We start from the raw sequence: 18636 nt of genomic DNA on the forward strand, positions 1-18636 counted from the left end.
ATAGACTACTTGACGCCCGATATATCTGGCAGACGAGCTTTCCTGCGGGCTGGACGATCCCTGTTGCAGACCGAGATAGCGCTGATGATCGAAGACGATATTCGGCGATACAGTATCAAGGGAATGCTGCGTTCGCTCGACAGTCAGTTGAGAGTGCAATCCATCACGGATGTCGAAGATCTCTCGGTGTTCTGCGACGGCCAGCTGGTCATTTCGGACAGCAATGCTTTGGGATCTGTACCTGACGAGATCGCTGAAAAGCTGCGCACCCAGAACATAAATGTACTGATCCTGGTGGATTCGGCAGACGTCGTCGAGCAGTCCTGGGCCGATCATGCAAACGGTTTCCTGGACTGGGCAGATCTCCGCCCTGAGACACTGCGCGAAGCGATCGTCGACGTGAAGGACGGACGATTTCATGTGTCGGCGGCCCTGGCGCGACGATCCGTGACGGCGCCCGACCGAGCCGGTGACGACACCACCTCGAAGCGCGCGTCGATGATTGCGTTGACGGGACGTGAACACCAAGTGCTGCGCCTGATCGCCGAGGGGCTGAGCAACCGACAAGTTGCTCGGTCGCTGAGCATCTCTGAGCATGGAGTCAAACGCGCGGTCGGCATCATTTTGGCCAAGCTCAACTGCCCAAATCGGACTCTTGCGGTTGTTCGGGCCATGGAGTCGGGGCTCCTCGTCATGTAAGGAAGCGCGAGTACGCGATCAAGTAGGGCGCGCCGGGGCGGAGGCGGAGCCCGGCTCCTCCGCCGGGGCGGGGGGCACGCATCTTCTTGATCACGTTCCGCGTGCATCCGACTGCTCCCGGGTCCGGCCCCCGATTGCAGGGCCGGACGCACCGGATCGTGCGACGATGCCGATATGAACCGACTGGCCAACTCCCAGTCGCCTTATCTGCTCCAGCACGCCTCCAATCCAGTGGACTGGTGGCCATGGGGAGAGGAGGCGATGACAGAAGCGAAGCGGCGGGACGTACCCATCCTCTTGAGTGTGGGCTATGCGTCCTGCCACTTATGCTTCTACCGATTCACTGGTGTCATGTCATGGCGCACGAGTCCTTCGAGGACCGGGCCACCGCCGACTACCTCAACGAGCACTTCGTCAGCATCAAGGTCGACCGCGAGGAACGCCCGGACGTCGACGCCGTCTACATGGAGGCGGTGCAGGCCGCGACCGGGCAGGGCGGCTGGCCGATGACCGTCTTCCTGACCCCGGACGCCGAGCCCTTCTACTTCGGGACCTATTTCCCGCCCGCGCCACGGCACGGTATGCCCTCCTTCCGGCAGGTGCTGGAGGGTGTGCGGCAGGCCTGGACCACCCGTCGGGACGAGGTCGCCGAGGTCGCCGGGAAGATCGTGCGCGACCTCGCCCAGCGGGAGATCAGCCAGCAGGACGACCGGGCCCCCGGCGAACCGGAGCTGGCGCAGGCGCTGCTCGGACTGACCCGTGAGTACGACCCGCAGCGCGGCGGATTCGGCGGGGCGCCGAAGTTCCCGCCGTCCATGGTGCTGGAGTTCCTGCTGCGGCACCACGCGCGCACCGGCGCCGAGGGCGCGCTGCAGATGGCCCAGGACACCTGCGAGCGGATGGCCCGGGGAGGGATCTACGACCAGCTGGGCGGCGGGTTCGCCCGGTACTCCGTCGACCGTGACTGGGTCGTGCCCCATTTCGAGAAGATGCTGTACGACAACGCGCTGCTCTGCCGCGTGTACGCCCATCTCTGGCGGGCCACCGGATCGGACCTCGCCCGGCGTGTCGCCCTGGAGACCGCAGACTTCGTCGTCCGTGAACTGCGCACCGAGCAGGGCGGGTTCGCCTCGGCGCTCGACGCCGACAGCGAAGAGGAGGTGCCGCGCGAAGCGCGTCTTCAGAAGGGTGGTGGTGGGAGACGGGAGGGCGGCAGCGGACGGCACGTCGAGGGCGCGTACTACGCGTGGACTCCCGAGCAGCTGCGCGCCGTCCTCGGTGAGGCGGACGGCGAACTCGCCGCCCGGTACTACGGCGTGACCGACGAGGGCACCTTCGAGCACGGGCAGTCCGTCCTTCAACTGCCCCAGCAGGACACCCTTTTCGACGCCGAGAAGATCGCCTCGGTCAGGGAGCGGCTGCTCGCCGCCCGGGCGGAGCGCCCCGCACCTGGCCGGGACGACAAGATCGTCGCAGCCTGGAACGGCCTGGCGATCGCCGCGCTCGCCGAGACCGGCGCCTACTTCGACCGGCCCGATCTCATCGAGGCCGCGCTCGGCGCCGCCGACCTCGTCGTCCGCGTGCACCTCGACGACCACGCCCGGCTCTCCCGCACCAGCAAGGACGGCCGCGTCGGCCCCAACGCCGGGGTCCTGGAGGACTACGCCGATGTCGCCGAGGGTTTTCTCGCCCTCGCGTCCGTGACGGGGGAGGGCGTCTGGCTGGAATTCGCCGGGCTGCTTCTCGGCCATGTGCTCGACCGCTTCACCGACCCCGAGAACGGCGCCCTCTACGACACCGCCTCCGACGCCGAACGGCTCATCCGCCGGCCGCAGGACCCCACCGACAACGCCACCCCCTCCGGCTGGACCGCCGCGGCCGGTGCGCTGCTCGGCTACGCCGCACACACCGGATCCGAGCCGCACCGGACCGCCGCCGAGCGGGCGTTGGGCGTCGTGAAGACCCTCGGGCCGCGCGTGCCCCGGTTCATCGGCTGGGGTCTCGCCGTCGCCGAGGCCCTGCTCGACGGGCCGAAGGAGGTCGCCGTCGTAGGACCCGGCCTCGCGGACGAGCGGACAACGGCCCTGCACCGTACGGCACTTCTGGGCACCGCCCCGGGCGCCGTCGTCGCCGTCGGCGCTGCGGAGAGCGACGAGTTCCCGCTTCTCGCGGAGCGGCCGCTCGTGGCCGGCGAACCGGCGGCGTACGTCTGCCGAAACTTCACCTGCGATGCGCCGACGACCGATCCGGAACGGCTGAGGGCCGTGCTCAACAGCCGCTGAGCTGCGTAAACGCGGGCCGCAAGGGAGGGGGTGAACTGTCCGGAACTGGCCAGGTGTTCGGATAGATACCGCTTCCTATCCCTTCCTGTGCCACCGTTCCGAAACAAGCTATTTATCGGAAGAGCTCCCACACTTCACAGATCCCCCCTACGCTCTCCACAGCGACACGACGGGTGACCCACTGATGACCAACCGTCGTGCGCACAGGGGGTTACAGGGGATCTGGGGGGATCTTTTTGCTCACGTCTGTCTTCATCGCCGCCGTCTCGCTTGCCCTTTTCTGGATCGCGGCCTTCACCCTGTGGTGGCAGATGCACGCGTGGCGCACGCCCGAGGTGCTGGCCTCCACCCGGTTCGGCAGGCCGGACGGCGGCGAACACCTGTCGTTCTCACTGCTGTTGCCGGCCCGCCACGAGCAGGCGGTGCTGGACCACACCATCCAGCGGCTGCTGGAATCCACGCACACCGACTTCGAGATCATCGTGATCGTCGGGCACGACGACCCCGAGACCACGGAGGTCGCCGAGCAGGCCGCCGCCCGTGACCAGCGCGTCCGGGTCGTCGTCGACACGCACGAGAAGAAGAACAAGCCCAAGGCCATGAACACGGCGCTGCCGCACTGCCGCGGCGACGTCGTCGGGGTCTTCGACGCCGAGGACCAGGTCCACCCGGAGCTGCTCGCCCACGTCGACCACGCCTTCCGCACCACCGAGGCGGACGTCGTCCAGGGCGGCGTCCAGCTCATCAACTTCCACTCCAGCTGGTACAGCCTGCGCAACTGCCTGGAGTACTTCTTCTGGTTCCGCTCCCGGCTGCACCTGCACGCGCAGAAGGGGTTCATCCCGCTCGGCGGCAACACCGTCTTCGTACGGACCGACGTGCTCAGGGAGGCGGACGGCTGGGACCCCAACTGCCTCGCCGAGGACTGCGACCTGGGTGTCCGCCTGTCGTCCGTCGGCAAGAAGGTCGTCGTCGCCTACGACTCCGACATGGTCACCCGCGAGGAGACACCCGGCTCGCTGATGTCGCTGCTCAAGCAGCGCACCCGCTGGAACCAGGGCTTCCTGCAGGTGTACCGGAAGAAGGACTGGAAGCAATTGCCGGGATTCGGGCAGCGGTTGCTGGCCCGGTACACCCTGATGACGCCGTTCATGCAGGCCTTCTCCGGCTTCATCATCCCGCTGAACGCGGCCGTCGCGCTCTTCCTCGACGTGCCCGTCGGCGTCGCCTTCCTCACCTTCCTTCCGCTGGTCACCGCCGCCGTCACCTTCGTCTTCGAGGTGGTCGGGCTGCACGACTTCGGCAAGCAGTACGGCCTGCGGGTCCGCCTCAACCACTACGTGAAGCTCGTCGTCGGCGGGCCCTTCTACCAGGTCCTCCTCGCCGGTGCCGCGATCCGTGCCGTGTGGCGTGAGCAACGCGGCCGCAACGACTGGGAGTTGACCTCGCACGTCGGCGCGCACCTCACCGCGGCCGAGCCCCTCCGAGAGGACGTTCCTGCGTGACCTCCACACTTCCCGCGGTGACCGCAGCGAAGGTCCCCGCGCCGCATCCGCCTGCGCCCACGGTCCGTTCGACCAGTCGAACACCACTGCCGCGACTCCGCTCCTCCCGCCCCGACCTGCTGCTCTGCGGTGCCCTGCTCACCGCGATCCTCGTCGTCCAGGGCTGGAACATCGCGGACTACCCGACCCTCAGCGACGACGAGGGCACCTATCTCGCCCAGGCCTGGGCCGTCCAGCAGGGCCGGGGCCTCGCCCACTACACCTACTGGTACGACCATCCGCCGCTCGGCTGGATCCAGATAGCCCTGCTCAGCTGGGTCCCCTCGACGCTCAGCCCCGGCTCCATGACCGTCGGCACCATGCGGCTGGTCATGCTGCTGGTCAGCGGCGTCAGCGCGGTCCTCGTCTACGTCCTCGGACGCCGGCTCTCACTGCCCCGCTGGGCCGCCGGATGCGGCATGGCCCTGTTCGGGCTCTCCCCGCTCGCGGTCGTGCTCAGCCGGGAGATCTTCCTCGACAACATCGCCGTGATGTGGCTGCTGCTGGCGTTCTGCCTCGCCGCCTCGCCCAGCCGCCACCTCTGGCACCACTTCGGGTCCGGCCTCGCCGCCGCCGCGGGCGTGCTCACCAAGGAGACGATGCTCGTCGTCCTGCCCGCCCTGTTCGTCACCATGTGGCGGCACAGCCACCGCGACACCCGCAAGTTCGCCCTCACCGGAGCCGTCACCGCCTGCACCCTGATCGGCTTCTCCTACCCGCTGTTCGCCCTGCTGAAGGGCGAGCTGTTCCCCGGCGCCGGGCATGTCTCCCTGTGGGACGGCATCACGTACCAGATGTCCAGGCCGGGCTCCGGATTCATCCTCGACAAGGGCTCCGGCTCGTACGGCGTCCTGCACTCCTGGCTGTACTACGACCGCGTGCTGCCCCTCGGCGGCCTCGCCGGAGCCCTGCTCCTGCTGCTCACCTGGCGCTGGTCGGTCACCGCCCGCGCCCTCGCCGGACCCGCGCTGACGGTCGCCGTCCTGGCCGCGGTCGCCATGCGCCCCAGCGGCTATCTGCCCGCGATGTACGTCATCGGCGCGCTGCCCTTCCTCGCCCTGGTCCTCGCCGGAGGAGCCGCCTCCGTCGCCCACGCGGTGCTGCGCAGATGGCGCGGGGAGAGCGAGCGGCGGTACGTCACCGGCGGCCGGTACGCGCTCGCCGCCGTCCTCGCCCTCGCCGCCGGCGCCTACGTCGTACCGCGCTGGTACGACGGCGACCGCACCGCCGTCACCGCCGACGCCAACAAGCCCTACCGGCAGGCGTCCCACTGGCTGACCACCGAGGTGACCGATCCGAAGGACACCCGGGTCCTCGTCGACGACGCGCTCTGGCTGGACCTCGTGCACGCCGGATACCGGCCCGGACTCGGCGCCATCTGGTTCTACAAGGCCGACCTCGACCCGGCCGTCAGCAGGACCATGCCGCACGGCTGGCAGGACATCGACTACGTCGTCGCCTCGCCGACCGTCCGCCGGGACGCCAAGGGCCTGCCGAACGTCAAGGCGGCGATCCGGCACTCCACACCGGTCGCGACCTTCGGCACCGGAGAGGACCGCATCGAGATCCGGCGGATCCAGGCCGCGGCAGGCGCCCGATGAGCGAGTACACCGCGCCGGCACAGGCGCAGGGCCTGGAGGCGGTGGAAGTCGCCGAACCCGGCGCCGTCACCGTCGTCGTACCGACGTTCAACGAGTCCGCGAACATCCGGCAGCTGCTCCACCAGGTCACCGAGTCGGTGCCCGCGCGGCTGCCCTGCGAGGTGCTCTTCGTGGACGACTCCACCGACGACACCGCCGAGGTGATCCGCGCGGCCGCCGGGGACTGCCCGTTCCCGGTGGCCGTGCTGCACCGCGAGGAGCCCGTCGGCGGGCTCGGCGGGGCGGTCGTCGAGGGGCTGCGGGCGGCGACCTCGGAGTGGATCGTCGTCATGGACGGCGACTGCCAGCATCCGCCCTCCCTGATACCGGAGTTGGTGGCCACCGGCGAGCGGGAGGGCGCCGGCCTCGTCGTCGCCTCCCGGTACATCGAGGGCGGCAGCCGGGCCGGGCTCGCCGGCGGCTACCGGGTGGCCGTCTCGCGCGGCGCGACCTGGCTCACCAAGGCCCTCTTCCCGCGCCGGCTGCACGGCATCAGCGACCCGATGAGCGGCTTCTTCGCCATCCGGCGCAGCGCCGTCACCGCCGACGTGCTGAAGCCCCTCGGCTACAAGATCCTCCTGGAGCTGGCCGTCCGCAGCCGCCCGCGCCGGGTCGCCGAGGTGCCGTTCGTCTTCCAGGACCGGTTCGCGGGCGAGTCCAAGTCGAGCGCGCGAGAAGGCTTCCGCTTCCTGCGCCATCTGGCCGGGCTGCGCACCGCCTCGCCCGTCGCCCGCATGGTCGGCTTCGGGCTGATCGGCGCGAGCGGGTTCGTGCCGAACCTCGTCGGGCTGTGGGCGCTCACCGTCCTCGGGATGCACTACCTGCCCGCCGAGATCCTCGCCAACCAGCTCGGCGTCGCCTGGAACTTCCTGCTCATCGAGCAGCTGCTGTTCCGTGACCGGCGCGCGCACCGCCGCTGGTGGGACCGGCTCGGCCGGTTCGCGCTGCTGGCCAACGCCGACCTGGTCCTGCGCATCCCGCTGATCGCGCTGCTCGTCGGCCGGTTCGGCATGGGCGCCCTGCCGGCCACCGCGCTCGCACTGGTCCTGACGTTCGTCCTGCGCTTCGTCGGGACCGAAGCGCTGGTCTATCTCCCGCGACGTACCCACCGGAGGAGAGCCGTTTGAACAAGCACCGCAGACGGACCGCGCTGTTCGGGGTGGGGGCCCTGACCGCCGGTCTGCTCCTCGCCGCGCCGCAGAGCGCCGAGGCCGCCAACCTGATCAAGAACCCCGGCTTCGAGACGGCCGGCACCAACGACATGCCGTACTGCTGGGAGAAGTCCGGCTGGGGCGACAACGACTTCACCTTCGAGACGACCTCGGACGCCCACTCCGGGTCCAAGGCCATGAAGGTCACGCTGACCCGCCGGGTCGACGGCGACCGCAAGGCGATGCTCACCGAGTCGACGGACTGCGCACCGGGGGTGAGCGTCGGCAAGCAGTACGACCTGGGACTCTGGTACAAGACCACCACCCCCGACGCCAACGTCACCCTCTTCCGGCACGACACGACGACCGGCTGGCAGTACTGGACCGACGTCAAGACGCTGGACATGGCCTCGACCTGGACGCAGGCCACCGTCCGCACCCCCGCGATCCCGGCCGGCACCGACCGCATCACCTGGGGCGTCTCCGTCTACGGCACCGGCTCGGCGACCACCGACGACTACACCATGGACCAGGTGCCGGACGTCCTCCCGCCCGCGCAGTGCACCGGCACCGACGACCAGTGCGCCAACGGCAGCTGGTCGGTCCTGCCGACGCAGAACCCGGTCCGCTCGATGCACTCCGTCGTCCTCAGCAACGGTAAGGTGCTGCTGATCGCCGGTTCCGGCAACAGCCAGGACGCCTTCAACGCGGGCACGTTCACCTCGGCCGTGTATGACCCGGCGAACGGCACCTACAAGGTCATCCCGACGCCGAAGGACATGTTCTGCGCCGGACATGTGCAGCTCCAGGACGGCCGGGTGCTCGTGCTGAGCGGCAACAAGTCCTATCCGGACCCGAACGGCACCCACGGCTACGAGGGGTTCAAGGACTCGTACATCTTCGACCCGAACACCGAGACCTACACCAGGACCAACGACCTCAACGACGGCCACTGGTATCCGTCGGCGACCGAGCTGGGCAACGGTGACGTCATCACCTTCGGCGGGCTGCGCGAGGACTCCACCGGCTCGGTGACCGCCGAGCGCTGGTCGGACAAGGACCAGCAGTGGCTGCCGACCTGGAAGGTCAACCAGACCTGGTCGTTCTGGGGTCTGTACCCGGCGATGGTCCTGATGCAGGACGGCCGCCTCTTCTACACGGGCAGCCATGTCTTCGGCAACAACATCCCCGGCACGGGCTCGGCGATCTACGACTACAACGCCAACACCGTGACGCAGATCCCCGGTCTGCAGAACAAGGACCAGCGGGACCAGTCGTCGAGCGTGCTGCTGCCCCCGGCCCAGGACCAGAAGGTCCTCACCGTCGGCGGCGGCAACATCGACTCCAACCCCGACGCGGGCCGCCTCACCGACGTGATCGACCTCAAGCAGGCCAACCCGTCCTACGTCGCCGGCCCGCCGATCCCGCAGGGCACGGTCGACCTCGGCAACGGCAAGGTCCCCGAGACCGGCAACCAGGGCAAGATGTACGTCTCCACCGTGCTGCTGCCCGACGGCAAGGTGCTGGAGACCGGCGGCGCCCTGCACAACCGGGCCAACCCGGTGTACGAGTCCTCGATCTACGACCCCGGCACCAACACCTTCCACCCCGTGACCGCCGACCCCGAGTCGCGCGGCTACCACTCCTCGGCGTTCCTGCTGCCCGACGGCCGCGTGATGGCCACCGGTGACAACCCGGGCAACGGCAGCTGGAACCACAACGTGTCGATCTACTCCCCGCCCTACCTCTACAAGGGCACGCGTCCGACGATCACCTCGGTGATCAACCAGGAGTGGAAGTACGGCGACACCCAGCGGATCACGGTCGACCGCCCCATCGCCAAGGCGGAGTTGATCCGGCCGGCCGCGGTGACGCATTCGTCCGACCCGAACCAGCGGTTCGTCGACCTGCCGCTGTCGGTGGACGGCAACAACGTCGACCTGAACGTGACCAACAACCCGAACATCGCCCCGCCCGGCTGGTACATGCTCTTCGCGGTCGACGCCAACGGGGTGCCCTCGGTGGCCAAGTGGGTGCATCTGACGGGCCCGGCGGCCCTGAGCGCCACGACCGCCGCCCCACACATCCACGCCTTCGCCGACTCCCTGTCGGGCACGGTCTCAGGCCCGGCCAAGAAGAGGACCTCGCAGCAGGTCAGCCCGACCCTCTCCGGCTGCGACCGGCACTACGGCTCGGTCAACGTGTGCGTGCCGACGGTGTTCCCCGCGCAGGTGGGAAGGACGACCGCCGCCCGGTGCAGCTGGCTCAGGCAGAACCACTACGGCCGGCTGGAGGTCAACGGCGGCGACGATCCCCTGGGCCTGGACCCGGACCGGGACGGCGTGGCGTGCGGAAAGGGGGACGTCAGGCGCCGCTGAGGATCGGCTTGGGGGACTGCCGTGCGGCGGCCGCGAGTCGTCTGCGGTCGCTCACGCAGTCCCCCTCGCCCCTTTCTCAATCCCCCTGCGCCCGCATGCTCAACGCCCGCTCCACGACCGCCTCCAGCTGGTCGTGATGGGCGCCCTTCCAGTACGCGCGGCCGCACCCCGTGCACTGGGCGAAGACGTCGTACGAGCGCTGGGTGCCGCCCTTGAGCTGGCCGGCGACCTCTTCCTTGGTGGCTTGCCTGAGCAGGCCGTTGCAGGCGGTGCAGCGGGTCCAGGGGGCCAGGTCGGGGGCGAAGCGGTCGAGGACGTCCTGCAGCTGGTCGTCGGGGCGGGTGCTGTAGACGAACGCGCCCGCCCACAGTTCGCGGCGGCGCAGCAGGCCCCGGTCGCGGCTGAGCATGACCCGTCTCTCGGCCGCCGAGCGCGCGGCCAGCGCCGGGTCGCCGATGTCCGTGGACTCGTAGGCCGCGTCCACGCCGAGCAGCCGCAGCCGTCGGGCCAGGGTGCCGAGGTGGACGTCGAGGAGGAAGCGGAGCGGGGCGCCGGGGACCTGCTGGGGGCGGTCGACGGGGCGCACCCGCACCGTCTCGCCCGCCTTCGGGATGTGCGACACCGGCACCTCGTGGCCGTCCACGACCAGCGCGCCGACCTCGGTCAGCGGGACGCCGAGGGACTCGATGACATGGCCGAGCGTCGAGACCCCGTCCGTGCCGAGCGGCGTGGCGCCGGCCCGCCGGGCGGACGGCACGAACAGATGGAGCGCGGGGGCGACTTCGACGTGGATCTCGGGTCCGTTCACCCCGTCAGCATCGCACGGGAGGCGGCCCGGACCTCAGGGGTTTTCGCCGGGCAGGCCGTGCCGCATGACGTCCAGGGCGCGGTCGATCAGGGCCCCGAAGTCGTCCCGGTGGTCGTTCTCCGCCCAGTACATGGAGGTCTCCATCAGGCCGCCGATCAGGGACATGGCGTAGACCCGGACCTCCAGGCTGTCCGGGGCGCGGCCGGTGCGCTCGCCTATGGCCTCGCAGAGCATACGGCCGGTGGCCGACATGCTCTCCATCATCCGCGAGCGCACCGCCGGGACCTGGACCATGAGGTGGGTGCGCAGCCGGGACACCTCCTCGTCCTCCGAGGTGCCGAGTTCGACGGCCCGGTGCAGGACGTGGCGGAGGGTGTCCGGCCAGGGCTCCTCGGCGGGCCGCTGCCTGATCTCCGCCAGGATGACCTCGTCGTACTCGTCCGTGAGGACGATGTCCTCCTTGGTCGGGAAGTACCGGAAGACGGTCGACGGCGACACCTCGGCCCGCTCGGCGATCTGGTCGATCGTCGTGGCGTCGTAGCCCTGCTCCTTGATCAGGGCGTACGTCGCCGCACGGATCGCCTCCCGGGTCTTGATCTTCTTCCGTTCCCGCAGGCCGAGGCGGGGGCGGTCGGCGGGGGAGTGGCTCGAAGCGGTGGTGGGGGTGTGTGCGGCCGTCATGGCGGTCATTGTCCGGCATCCGCGACGGGGGCGGCCACGGCCGGGGCCTCCTTCCGTCCGGGGCGCCGTACGACAGGGGTGTTCGGCAGGAACAGCGCCGCGAGCAGGGCTGCCACCAGGGAGGCGATCCCGCACACGATGAGGACCACGGTCATGCCGTGGACGTACGAGAGGTCGGCGGAGGCCGCCAGCCGGGCGGAGCGGGTGTGCGCGGCCACCGCGTGCGCGGCGACCACGGACTCCTTGGCGGCGTGCGCCGCGGGCCCGGGCAGCCCGGCCACGTCGAGCCGGTCCCGGAAGGCGCCGGCGAGGAGGCTGCCGAGCAGGGCGATGCCGATGGCGCCGCCGACCTGGCGGAGCGTCATGAGCAGCCCGGAGCCGCTGCCGGCCCGGTCGGCGGGCAGGGTGCCGAGCGCGCCGTCCATCGCCGGGACGACCGAGAAGCCGAAGCCGAGGCCGGTGAGCGACAGCCACAGGGCGGTGAAGCCGTAACCGGAGTCCGCCGTGGTACGGCTGCCGAGCAGGGCGGCGAAGGCGAGCACGACCAGGCCCGCGCTGACCACCGCGCGCGCCCCGAACCGGGCGACGGCCCCCTGAGCGCCCTTCGCGGCGATCATCAGCCCGCCGGTCATCGGCAGCAGCCGCAGTCCGGTGCCGAAGGCGTCGTGCCCGAGCACCGCCTGCAGATAGGTCGGCACGGTGAACATCAGGCCCGACAGCACGAACATCACCAGGGTCGCGGCGGCGGCGTTGAGCAGGAAGCCGCGGTGCGCGAGCAGGCCCATGTCCAGCATGGGGCGGGTCATCCGGCGTTCGCGCAGCACGAGCGCGGGGAGCAGGACGGCGGCCGCCGCGAACATCGCCAGCACCCGGCCGTCGCCCCAGCCGCGGCCCGGGGCCTCGATGATCGCGTAGATGAGGGAGCCGAGGCCGGCCGCAGTGAGCGCGGTGGAGACGGGGTCGACCCTCGGGCTCGCCGGGTCGCGGGTCTCGGGCAGCAGGAAGACGCAGGCGGAGATACCGAGCGCGGCCATCGGGATGTTGATCAGGAAGACCGAGCCCCACCAGAAGTGGCTCAGCAGCCAGCCGCCGACCAGCGGGCCGAGCGGCATGCCGAGCGCCGAGGCGGCGGAGATCATGCCGACGGCCTTGCCGCGCTCGTCCGGACCGAACATCGCGGGCAGCACGGCCAGGGACAGCGGCATGATCAGCGCGGCGCCGACGCCCATCACCGCACGGGCGGCGATCACGGCGTTCACATCGCCGGCGAGGGCGCCCAGCACCGAGCCGCCCAGGAAGACGGCGAGCCCGGCGATGAGCATCAGCCGCCGGCCGAACCGGTCGCCGAGCAGGCCGGCCGGGAGCATCAGCGCGGCGAAGACGACGACGTACGCGTCCGCCATCCACTGCTGCTGCCCGGTCGTGGCGCCGAGCTGTGCGGCCATGGTCGGCAGGGCCACATTGAGGATCGTCGAGTCGAAGGCGAGCACCAGCATGCTCGCGACCAGGGCCCCGAGGGCCCACCAGCGGCGGGGGTCGCGCCGCGCCTCGGCGGCAGGGGTGACAGTAGCCATGAAATGAAAGTAGCTCTCAAAATCCTGTAACTGTCAACCGCTAGTTGGTGTCAGGCATACGAAAACGGCCACGGCTGGGGAGCCGTGGCCGGAAGGGGAGGTGGAAAGGGGTTACGCGTGCTGGTAGGCCACCAGGGAGATGCCGACGTAGTGGACGATGAACGCGGCGAGCGTGAAGGAGTGGAAGACCTCGTGGAAGCCGAACCAGCGCGGTGACGGGTTCGGGCGCTTGATGCCGTAGATCACGCCGCCGGCGCTGTAGAGCAGGCCGCCGACGATCACCAGGATCAGGACCGCGATACCGCCGGTGCGCATGAAGTCGGGCAGGAAGAAGACGGCCGCCCAGCCCATCGCTATGTAGCAGGGCGTGTACAGCCAGCGCGGGGCGCCGACCCAGAAGACCCGGAAGACGATGCCGGCCGTGGCGGCGGCCCAGATGCCCCACAGCAGCCACTGGCCCTTCGCGCTGGGCAGGAGCAGCAGGGTCAGCGGGGTGTATGTGCCCGCGATGATCAGGAAGATGTTGGCGTGATCCAGGCGGCGCAGGACGCCGTCCATCCGCGGGCTCCAGTTGCCCCGGTGGTACAGCGCGCTGACGCCGAACAGCAGGCAGGCCGTCAGGACGTAGATCCCGCAGGCCACGCGGCCTCTGGTGGAGTCGGCGAGGGCGGTGAGCACGAGCCCTGCGATGAGCACGGCCGGGAACATGCCGAGGTGCAGCCAGCCACGGAGCCGGGGCTTGACCGGATGCGGCAAGGAGAGCGCGACGGGACCGCGGCCGGCGGCCGGCGGGTCCGTGGGCGCGTCGGGGGCGGACGCAGTCATGGGCCGCATCGTACCTACGGAACCGTAAGTTACGAATCAGTCTCGCCGACGGATCGGTCCGGAGTGGCCATCGTCTCATGGGTGACCTGGCCGTTGTGTTCAAAAAGTCCTTCAGGCGAACTCAACGTGCACGTAAAGGAACACGGGGATACGCAGGGAAGACGCGGAAAACCGTGGCCTTCCTCACGCCGCTCACCTGTGACACCCCCTGGACATATGGGCACTCGCGACGGATGATCAAATGAGTGCGGTCGGCACCGGATGAGCGCCAGACAGTCGGACGACTGCGAAGCATCCGGGTCGCAGCCCCCACGGGGCCCCAAGGAAAAATCCCTTACAAGGGCAAAAATCCCTCACTTAGGAGCAATCGTGGCGCGCGACATCGCGGCTCCCCCCACCAACCACCAGGAACTGATCTCGTGGGTCAACGAGATCGCCGAACTGACCCAGCCGGACAGCGTGGTCTGGTGCGACGGCTCCGAGGCCGAGTACGAGCGGCTTGCCGAAGAACTGGTAGCCAAGGGCACCTTCAGGAAGCTCGACCCGATCAAGCGCCCCAACTCCTACTACGCCGCCTCCGACCCGACCGATGTCGCCCGCGTCGAGGACCGGACCTTCATCTGCTCCGAGCAGGAGAAGGACGCGGGCCCGACCAACCACTGGAAGGCCCCCGCCGAGATGCGGGAGATCTTCAGCGGCGAGAAGGGCCTGTTCCGCGGCTCCATGCGGGGCCGCACCATGTACGTCGTCCCGTTCTGCATGGGCCCGCTCGGCTCCCCGCTGTCCGCGATCGGCGTGGAGATCACAGACTCCGCCTACGTCGCGGTCTCCATGCGCACGATGACGCGCATGGGCCAGTCCGTCCTGGACGAACTCGGCGACAACGGCTTCTTCGTCAAGGCCGTGCACTCCCTCGGCGCCCCGCTGGAGGAGGGCCAGCAGGACGTCCCCTGGCCGTGCAACTCCACCAAGTACATCTCGCACTTCCCCGAGTCGCGCGAGATCTGGTCCTACGGCTCCGGCTACGGCGGCAACGCCCTGCTCGGCAAGAAGTGCTACGCGCTGCGTATCGCCTCCGTCATGGCGCGTGACGAGGGCTGGCTGGCCGAGCACATGCTGATCCTCAAGCTCACGCCTCCGCAGGGCGAGTCGAAGTACGTGGCGGCGGCCTTCCCCTCGGCCTGCGGCAAGACCAACCTCGCCATGCTGGAGCCCACGGTCTCCGGCTGGACGGTCGAGACGATCGGCGACGACATCGCCTGGATGCGCTTCGGCGAGGACGGCCGCCTCTACGCCATCAACCCCGAGGCCGGCTTCTTCGGTGTCGCGCCCGGCACCGGTGAGCACACCAACGCCAACGCGATGAAGACCCTGTGGGGCAACGCCGTCTTCACCAACGTCGCGCTCACCGACGACGGCGACGTGTGGTGGGAGGGCATGACCGAGGAGACTCCGGCCCACCTGACGGACTGGAAGGGCCGGGACTGGACCCCGGAGTCCTCGGAGCCCGCCGCGCATCCCAACTCCCGCTTCACGGTCTCCGCCGCCCAGTGCCCGATCATCGCGCCGGAGTGGGAGGACCCCAAGGGCGTGCCGATCTCGGCGATCCTCTTCGGCGGCCGCCGCGCCACCGCGGTGCCGCTGGTGACGGAGTCCTTCGACTGGAACCACGGCGTCTTCCTCGGCGCCAACGTGGCCTCCGAGAAGACGGCGGCGGCCGAGGGCAAGGTCGGCGAACTGCGCCGCGACCCCTTCGCCATGCTCCCCTTCTGCGGCTACAACATGGGCGACTACATGGCCCACTGGATCAAGGTCGGCAAGTCCGCGGACGCGGCCAAGCTGCCGAAGATCTACTACGTGAACTGGTTCCGCAAGAACGACGAGGGCAAGTTCGTCTGGCCGGGCTTCGGCGAGAACTCCCGCGTCCTGAAGTGGATCGTGGAGCGGCTGGACGGCAAGGCCGAGGGCGTCGAGACCCCGATCGGCATCCTGCCGACCCGGGACGCCCTGGACACGAACGGCCTCGAACTGGCCGACTCCGACCTGGACTTCCTGCTCTCGGTCGACAAGGAGGTCTGGCGCGAGGAGGCCGCGCTCGTCCCCGAGCACCTCAACACCTTCGGCGACCACACCCCGAGCGAGCTGTGGGACGAGTACCACGCGCTGGTGAAGCGCCTGGGCTGAACCGCCCGTTGAAGACTCCACGGCCGGCCGCCGTGCCCTGACCAGCGATCGTCCCGGCCGGCCGTGGTGACATGCCGGCGAGGCCCGCACAACGGCGTGGGGGTCGTGGCCTGTCGTCACGTTCCCGTCCGCCCCGACGGGAGCGCGACGACAGGCCTTCGCCTGTCTCCACCGGGTAGCGCCAGCGCCCTGAGGGGCGCGGGGAACTGCGCGAGCAACCACGAACAGCCGGCATCCGCAGGACGACACACGCCCCTACGGCGAAACGCGCCGCGGCTGGGGCCAACGCAGTGTGTGGCTCCCGGTCCGCGCGTCGCTGCGGGTGCACGCGGACCGGGGCCGATCGAGGGACCCCGGCGGAGGTCAGTGGGCGCTGGCGCTGAGCGCCAGCGCGGAGCTGTGCGCGTCCATCCGCTCGGCCGCGAGGATCGCCGCCGAGGTGTCCGCGCGGGACGCCGCGACGACGAGCGCCCGGCCGGCGAGGGCGTGCGCACGCCGGTGCAGCGGCAGCGGCTCGCCGTCGGCGGAGGGCTCCGCCCGCAGCGGGCCGCGCCCTCCCCGGAGTCGGGCCACCTGTTCGGCGAGCCGCTCGGCGGCCGTGTCCAGCTCGACCGAGGGAGTCAGCCCGCGCAGCTCGTCGGTGACCGCCAGCAACGCCGCGAGATGGCCGGCGAGCTGGATGTCCAGCTCCTCCTCGCGCGACCGGTGGGGGAAGTCGGAGGCGGTGCCGGCCATCGTGCTGTGGACCGACTTGGTGCGGATCGGTTCGTACATGGGGGATGGCCTCCTGTGCTCTGACAGGAAGCCATCCTAGCTTGGATTTCGTCTAAAGTTGAGTCGGATCATGGAATGAAGTCTGTCGACTACGACTGGCCGTATCCGTCCAGGAAGGTGCCGATCCGGGTGATCGCGGCCCGGAGGTCGCCGACCGAGGGCAGGGTCACCACGCGGAAGTGATCCGGCTCGGGCCAGTTGAAGCCCGTGCCCTGGACGACCATGATCTTCTCCTGGCGCAGCAGGTCCAGGACCATCTGCCGGTCGTCCTTGATCTTGAACATCTGGGGGTCGAGGCGCGGGAAGAGATACAGCGCGCCCTTGGGCCGTACACAGCTCACGCCCGGGATCTGGGTCAGCAGCTCGTACGCGGTGTCCAGCTGCTCCTTCAGCCGGCCGCCCGGCAGCACCAGGTCGTTGATCGACTGGCGTCCGCTGAGCGCGGCGACCACCCCGTGCTGTCCCGGCATGTTGGCGCACAGGCGCATGTTCGCCAGGATCGTCAGGCCCTCGATGTAGGAGTCGGCGTGCGCGCGCGGCCCGGAGAGCGACATCCAGCCGACCCGGTAGCCGGCCACCCGGTACGCCTTCGACATGCCGTTGAAGGTGAGGGTGAGCAGATCGGGGGCGACCTTCGCGGTCGGGATGTGCGTGGCGCCGTCGTAGAGGATCTTGTCGTAGATCTCGTCGGAGCAGACCAGCAGGTTGTGCCGGCGGGCGATGTCGGTCAGGCCCTTCAGCATCGCCTCGTCGTACACCGCGCCCGTGGGGTTGTTCGGGTTGATGATGACGATGGCCTTGGTGCGGTCGGTGACCTTGCGCTCGATGTCGGCGAGGTCGGGCATCCAGTCGGACTGCTCGTCGCAGCGGTAGTGCACGGCTGTACCGCCGGACAGGGAGACGGCCGCCGTCCACAGCGGGTAGTCGGGGGCCGGGACCAGGACCTCGTCGCCGTCGTCGAGCAGGCCCTGCATCGCCATCACGATCAGCTCGGAGACGCCGTTGCCGATGAAGACGTGCTCGACGTCCGTCTCGATGCCGATGGTCTGGTTGTGCATGACCACCGCGCGGCGGGCGGCCAGCAGGCCCTTGGCGTCGCCGTAGCCGTGCGCGGTGGAGACGTTGCGGAGGATGTCCTCCAGGATCTCCGGGGGGCACTCGAAGCCGAAGGCGGCCGGGTTGCCGGTGTTGAGCTTGAGGATGCGGTGCCCCGCCGCCTCAAGCCGCATGGCCTCTTCGAGAACCGGGCCCCGGATCTCGTAACAGACGTTGGCGAGCTTGGTCGACTGGATCACCTGCATGCCCGTGAGCTTACGACCCGGTAATGCCTTCTGGGCCGTGTTTTCCGCCACGTGAGACGGGGAGGTTTGCCCGGATATCGCCACGGGCTGTCTCAGGAGCCCCTCGCGTCCCTAGAATCCGCCGTCATGTCCACCGAACGGGAGCATGAGGCGGGGCCGTACGGCACGCCGGAGCCGGGCGCGCCCCACACCCGGCCGAATGTGTACCTCCCGCAGGCTCCGGCCCCGGCCTACGAGGGGTACACCGACCCCGCCACCGCCCACGGCTGGCAGCACGCCTACGACGACACGCGCGAGCTGCCCCCGCTGACCGAGCCGGCAGGTCCTGCGGGGCGGGCCGCGCGGCGGCGCGCCGAGCGGCGCACGGGCGGCCGCCGGCGGGTCGCGGCCGCCGCCGGGGCGCTCGGGGTGGCCGGCGCGGTCGCGGTGATCGCCGCGGTGGCGGGCGGCTCGGACTCCGGCACGCCGGGCGGATCCCGGCCGGCCGGCGGCGGACGTGTCGCCGTAGGCGACTCCGCCACCGCCGGCCCCCGCACGGACACCGGCTCCCCGGGCACGGCCGCCACCGGCACGTCCGCACCATCCGCCTCCGCGGCCGCCCGCAGCTCCCGGTCGTCAGCGACCGGCGGCGCGACCGCCCCACCCTCCGCCGCGACCTTCACGGCCGCCCTCCCGCCCGCGCCCGCCGGTACGACCGCAAGCCCGACGGCCTCCGTCTCCGGCTTCCCCGGCGGCTGGCGGCACGGCCACGGCGGCTGGCGACATCACCAGTGACCGGCGTGGGCCGGTGCCTTC

At 70.0% G+C, this 18636-nt stretch carries 13 protein-coding genes and 1 pseudogene; 8 read left to right on the plus strand and 6 right to left on the minus strand.

Annotation, left to right across the window (positions count from 1 at the left end; genetic code table 11):
- Nucleotides 1-63: 63 nt before the first annotated feature.
- From AB0L75_RS23750 to AB0L75_RS23775, 6 genes and pseudogenes are all read left to right on the plus strand, one after another.
- On the plus strand, nucleotides 64-699 hold the full coding sequence (locus tag AB0L75_RS23750; protein ID WP_365184046.1) for a LuxR C-terminal-related transcriptional regulator: 636 nt from the start codon (nucleotides 64-66) through the stop codon (nucleotides 697-699).
- Between the two features lie 174 nt (nucleotides 700-873).
- Nucleotides 874-2981 (plus strand): annotated as a pseudogene (locus tag AB0L75_RS23755) (thioredoxin domain-containing protein).
- A gap of 236 nt (nucleotides 2982-3217) precedes the next feature.
- Nucleotides 3218-4486, plus strand: a complete 1269-nt coding sequence (locus AB0L75_RS23760; protein WP_365184049.1) for a glycosyltransferase — start codon at nucleotides 3218-3220, stop codon at nucleotides 4484-4486.
- Nucleotides 4483-6126 (plus strand): glycosyltransferase family 39 protein, encoded by a 1644-nt coding sequence (locus AB0L75_RS23765; protein WP_365184051.1) that lies wholly within the window; start codon nucleotides 4483-4485, stop codon nucleotides 6124-6126. Before AB0L75_RS23760 ends, AB0L75_RS23765 begins: the two co-directional genes overlap by 4 nt.
- Nucleotides 6123-7292 (plus strand): glycosyltransferase family 2 protein, encoded by a 1170-nt coding sequence (locus tag AB0L75_RS23770; RefSeq protein WP_365184054.1) that lies wholly within the window; start codon nucleotides 6123-6125, stop codon nucleotides 7290-7292. The genes AB0L75_RS23765 and AB0L75_RS23770 overlap by 4 nt, the downstream gene beginning before the upstream one ends.
- Entirely contained in the window at nucleotides 7289-9694 is a 2406-nt protein-coding gene (locus AB0L75_RS23775; protein ID WP_365184056.1) for a galactose oxidase early set domain-containing protein, read from the plus strand. The genes AB0L75_RS23770 and AB0L75_RS23775 overlap by 4 nt, the downstream gene beginning before the upstream one ends.
- Nucleotides 9695-9770: 76 nt before the next feature.
- Here the strand turns inward: AB0L75_RS23775 and AB0L75_RS23780 are convergent, their stop codons facing one another.
- From AB0L75_RS23780 to AB0L75_RS23795, 4 genes are all read right to left on the minus strand, one after another.
- A complete protein-coding gene (locus AB0L75_RS23780) occupies nucleotides 9771-10502 on the minus strand; it encodes a Mut7-C RNAse domain-containing protein (RefSeq protein WP_365184058.1) in 732 nt (243 codons plus the stop codon).
- A gap of 33 nt (nucleotides 10503-10535) precedes the next feature.
- On the minus strand, nucleotides 10536-11192 hold the full coding sequence (locus AB0L75_RS23785) for a TetR family transcriptional regulator (protein WP_365184060.1): 657 nt from the start codon (nucleotides 11190-11192) through the stop codon (nucleotides 10536-10538).
- Nucleotides 11189-12757 (minus strand): MFS transporter, encoded by a 1569-nt coding sequence (locus AB0L75_RS23790; RefSeq protein WP_365184062.1) that lies wholly within the window; start codon nucleotides 12755-12757, stop codon nucleotides 11189-11191. The genes AB0L75_RS23785 and AB0L75_RS23790 overlap by 4 nt, the downstream gene beginning before the upstream one ends.
- 111 nt (nucleotides 12758-12868) lie before the next feature.
- Nucleotides 12869-13582: a hemolysin III family protein gene (locus tag AB0L75_RS23795; protein ID WP_365184064.1), complete on the minus strand. Its 714-nt coding sequence runs from the start codon at nucleotides 13580-13582 to the stop codon at nucleotides 12869-12871.
- A 369-nt stretch (nucleotides 13583-13951) separates the two neighbouring features.
- Here AB0L75_RS23795 and AB0L75_RS23800 point away from each other — a divergent pair, with 369 nt between their 5' ends.
- Nucleotides 13952-15766 carry a phosphoenolpyruvate carboxykinase (GTP) gene (locus AB0L75_RS23800; protein ID WP_365184067.1) on the plus strand — a complete coding sequence of 605 codons (1815 nt, stop codon included), beginning with the start codon at nucleotides 13952-13954 and terminating at the stop codon, nucleotides 15764-15766.
- A gap of 363 nt (nucleotides 15767-16129) precedes the next feature.
- On the opposite strand, the gene AB0L75_RS23805 is transcribed toward AB0L75_RS23800, so the two are convergent.
- Nucleotides 16130-16540, minus strand: a complete 411-nt coding sequence (locus tag AB0L75_RS23805; RefSeq protein WP_365184069.1) for a hypothetical protein — start codon at nucleotides 16538-16540, stop codon at nucleotides 16130-16132.
- A gap of 89 nt (nucleotides 16541-16629) precedes the next feature.
- Nucleotides 16630-17841 carry a pyridoxal phosphate-dependent aminotransferase gene (locus AB0L75_RS23810; RefSeq protein WP_365184071.1) on the minus strand — a complete coding sequence of 404 codons (1212 nt, stop codon included), beginning with the start codon at nucleotides 17839-17841 and terminating at the stop codon, nucleotides 16630-16632.
- A gap of 126 nt (nucleotides 17842-17967) precedes the next feature.
- On the opposite strand from AB0L75_RS23810, the gene AB0L75_RS23815 reads away from it, so the two are divergent.
- On the plus strand, nucleotides 17968-18615 hold the full coding sequence (locus AB0L75_RS23815; RefSeq protein ID WP_365184074.1) for a hypothetical protein: 648 nt from the start codon (nucleotides 17968-17970) through the stop codon (nucleotides 18613-18615).
- Nucleotides 18616-18636 lie beyond the last annotated feature (21 nt).

Source organism: Streptomyces sp. NPDC052101 (genome assembly GCF_040680235.1).
Classification (GTDB): Bacteria; Actinomycetota; Actinomycetes; order Streptomycetales; family Streptomycetaceae; genus Streptomyces.

Excerpts from the sequence above, each read along its gene's own strand:
- AB0L75_RS23795 (WP_365184064.1), bottom strand. The coding sequence starts at position 13,582 with ATGACTGCGTCCGCCCCCGACGCGCCCACGGACCCGCCGGCCGCCGGC.
- AB0L75_RS23785 (WP_365184060.1), bottom strand. The coding sequence starts at position 11,192 with ATGACCGCCATGACGGCCGCACACACCCCCACCACCGCTTCGAGCCAC.
- AB0L75_RS23790 (WP_365184062.1), bottom strand. The coding sequence starts at position 12,757 with ATGGCTACTGTCACCCCTGCCGCCGAGGCGCGGCGCGACCCCCGCCGC.
- AB0L75_RS23815 (WP_365184074.1), top strand. The coding sequence starts at position 17,968 with ATGTCCACCGAACGGGAGCATGAGGCGGGGCCGTACGGCACGCCGGAG.
- AB0L75_RS23810 (WP_365184071.1), bottom strand. The coding sequence starts at position 17,841 with ATGCAGGTGATCCAGTCGACCAAGCTCGCCAACGTCTGTTACGAGATC.
- AB0L75_RS23770 (WP_365184054.1), top strand. The coding sequence starts at position 6,123 with ATGAGCGAGTACACCGCGCCGGCACAGGCGCAGGGCCTGGAGGCGGTG.
- AB0L75_RS23805 (WP_365184069.1), bottom strand. The coding sequence starts at position 16,540 with ATGTACGAACCGATCCGCACCAAGTCGGTCCACAGCACGATGGCCGGC.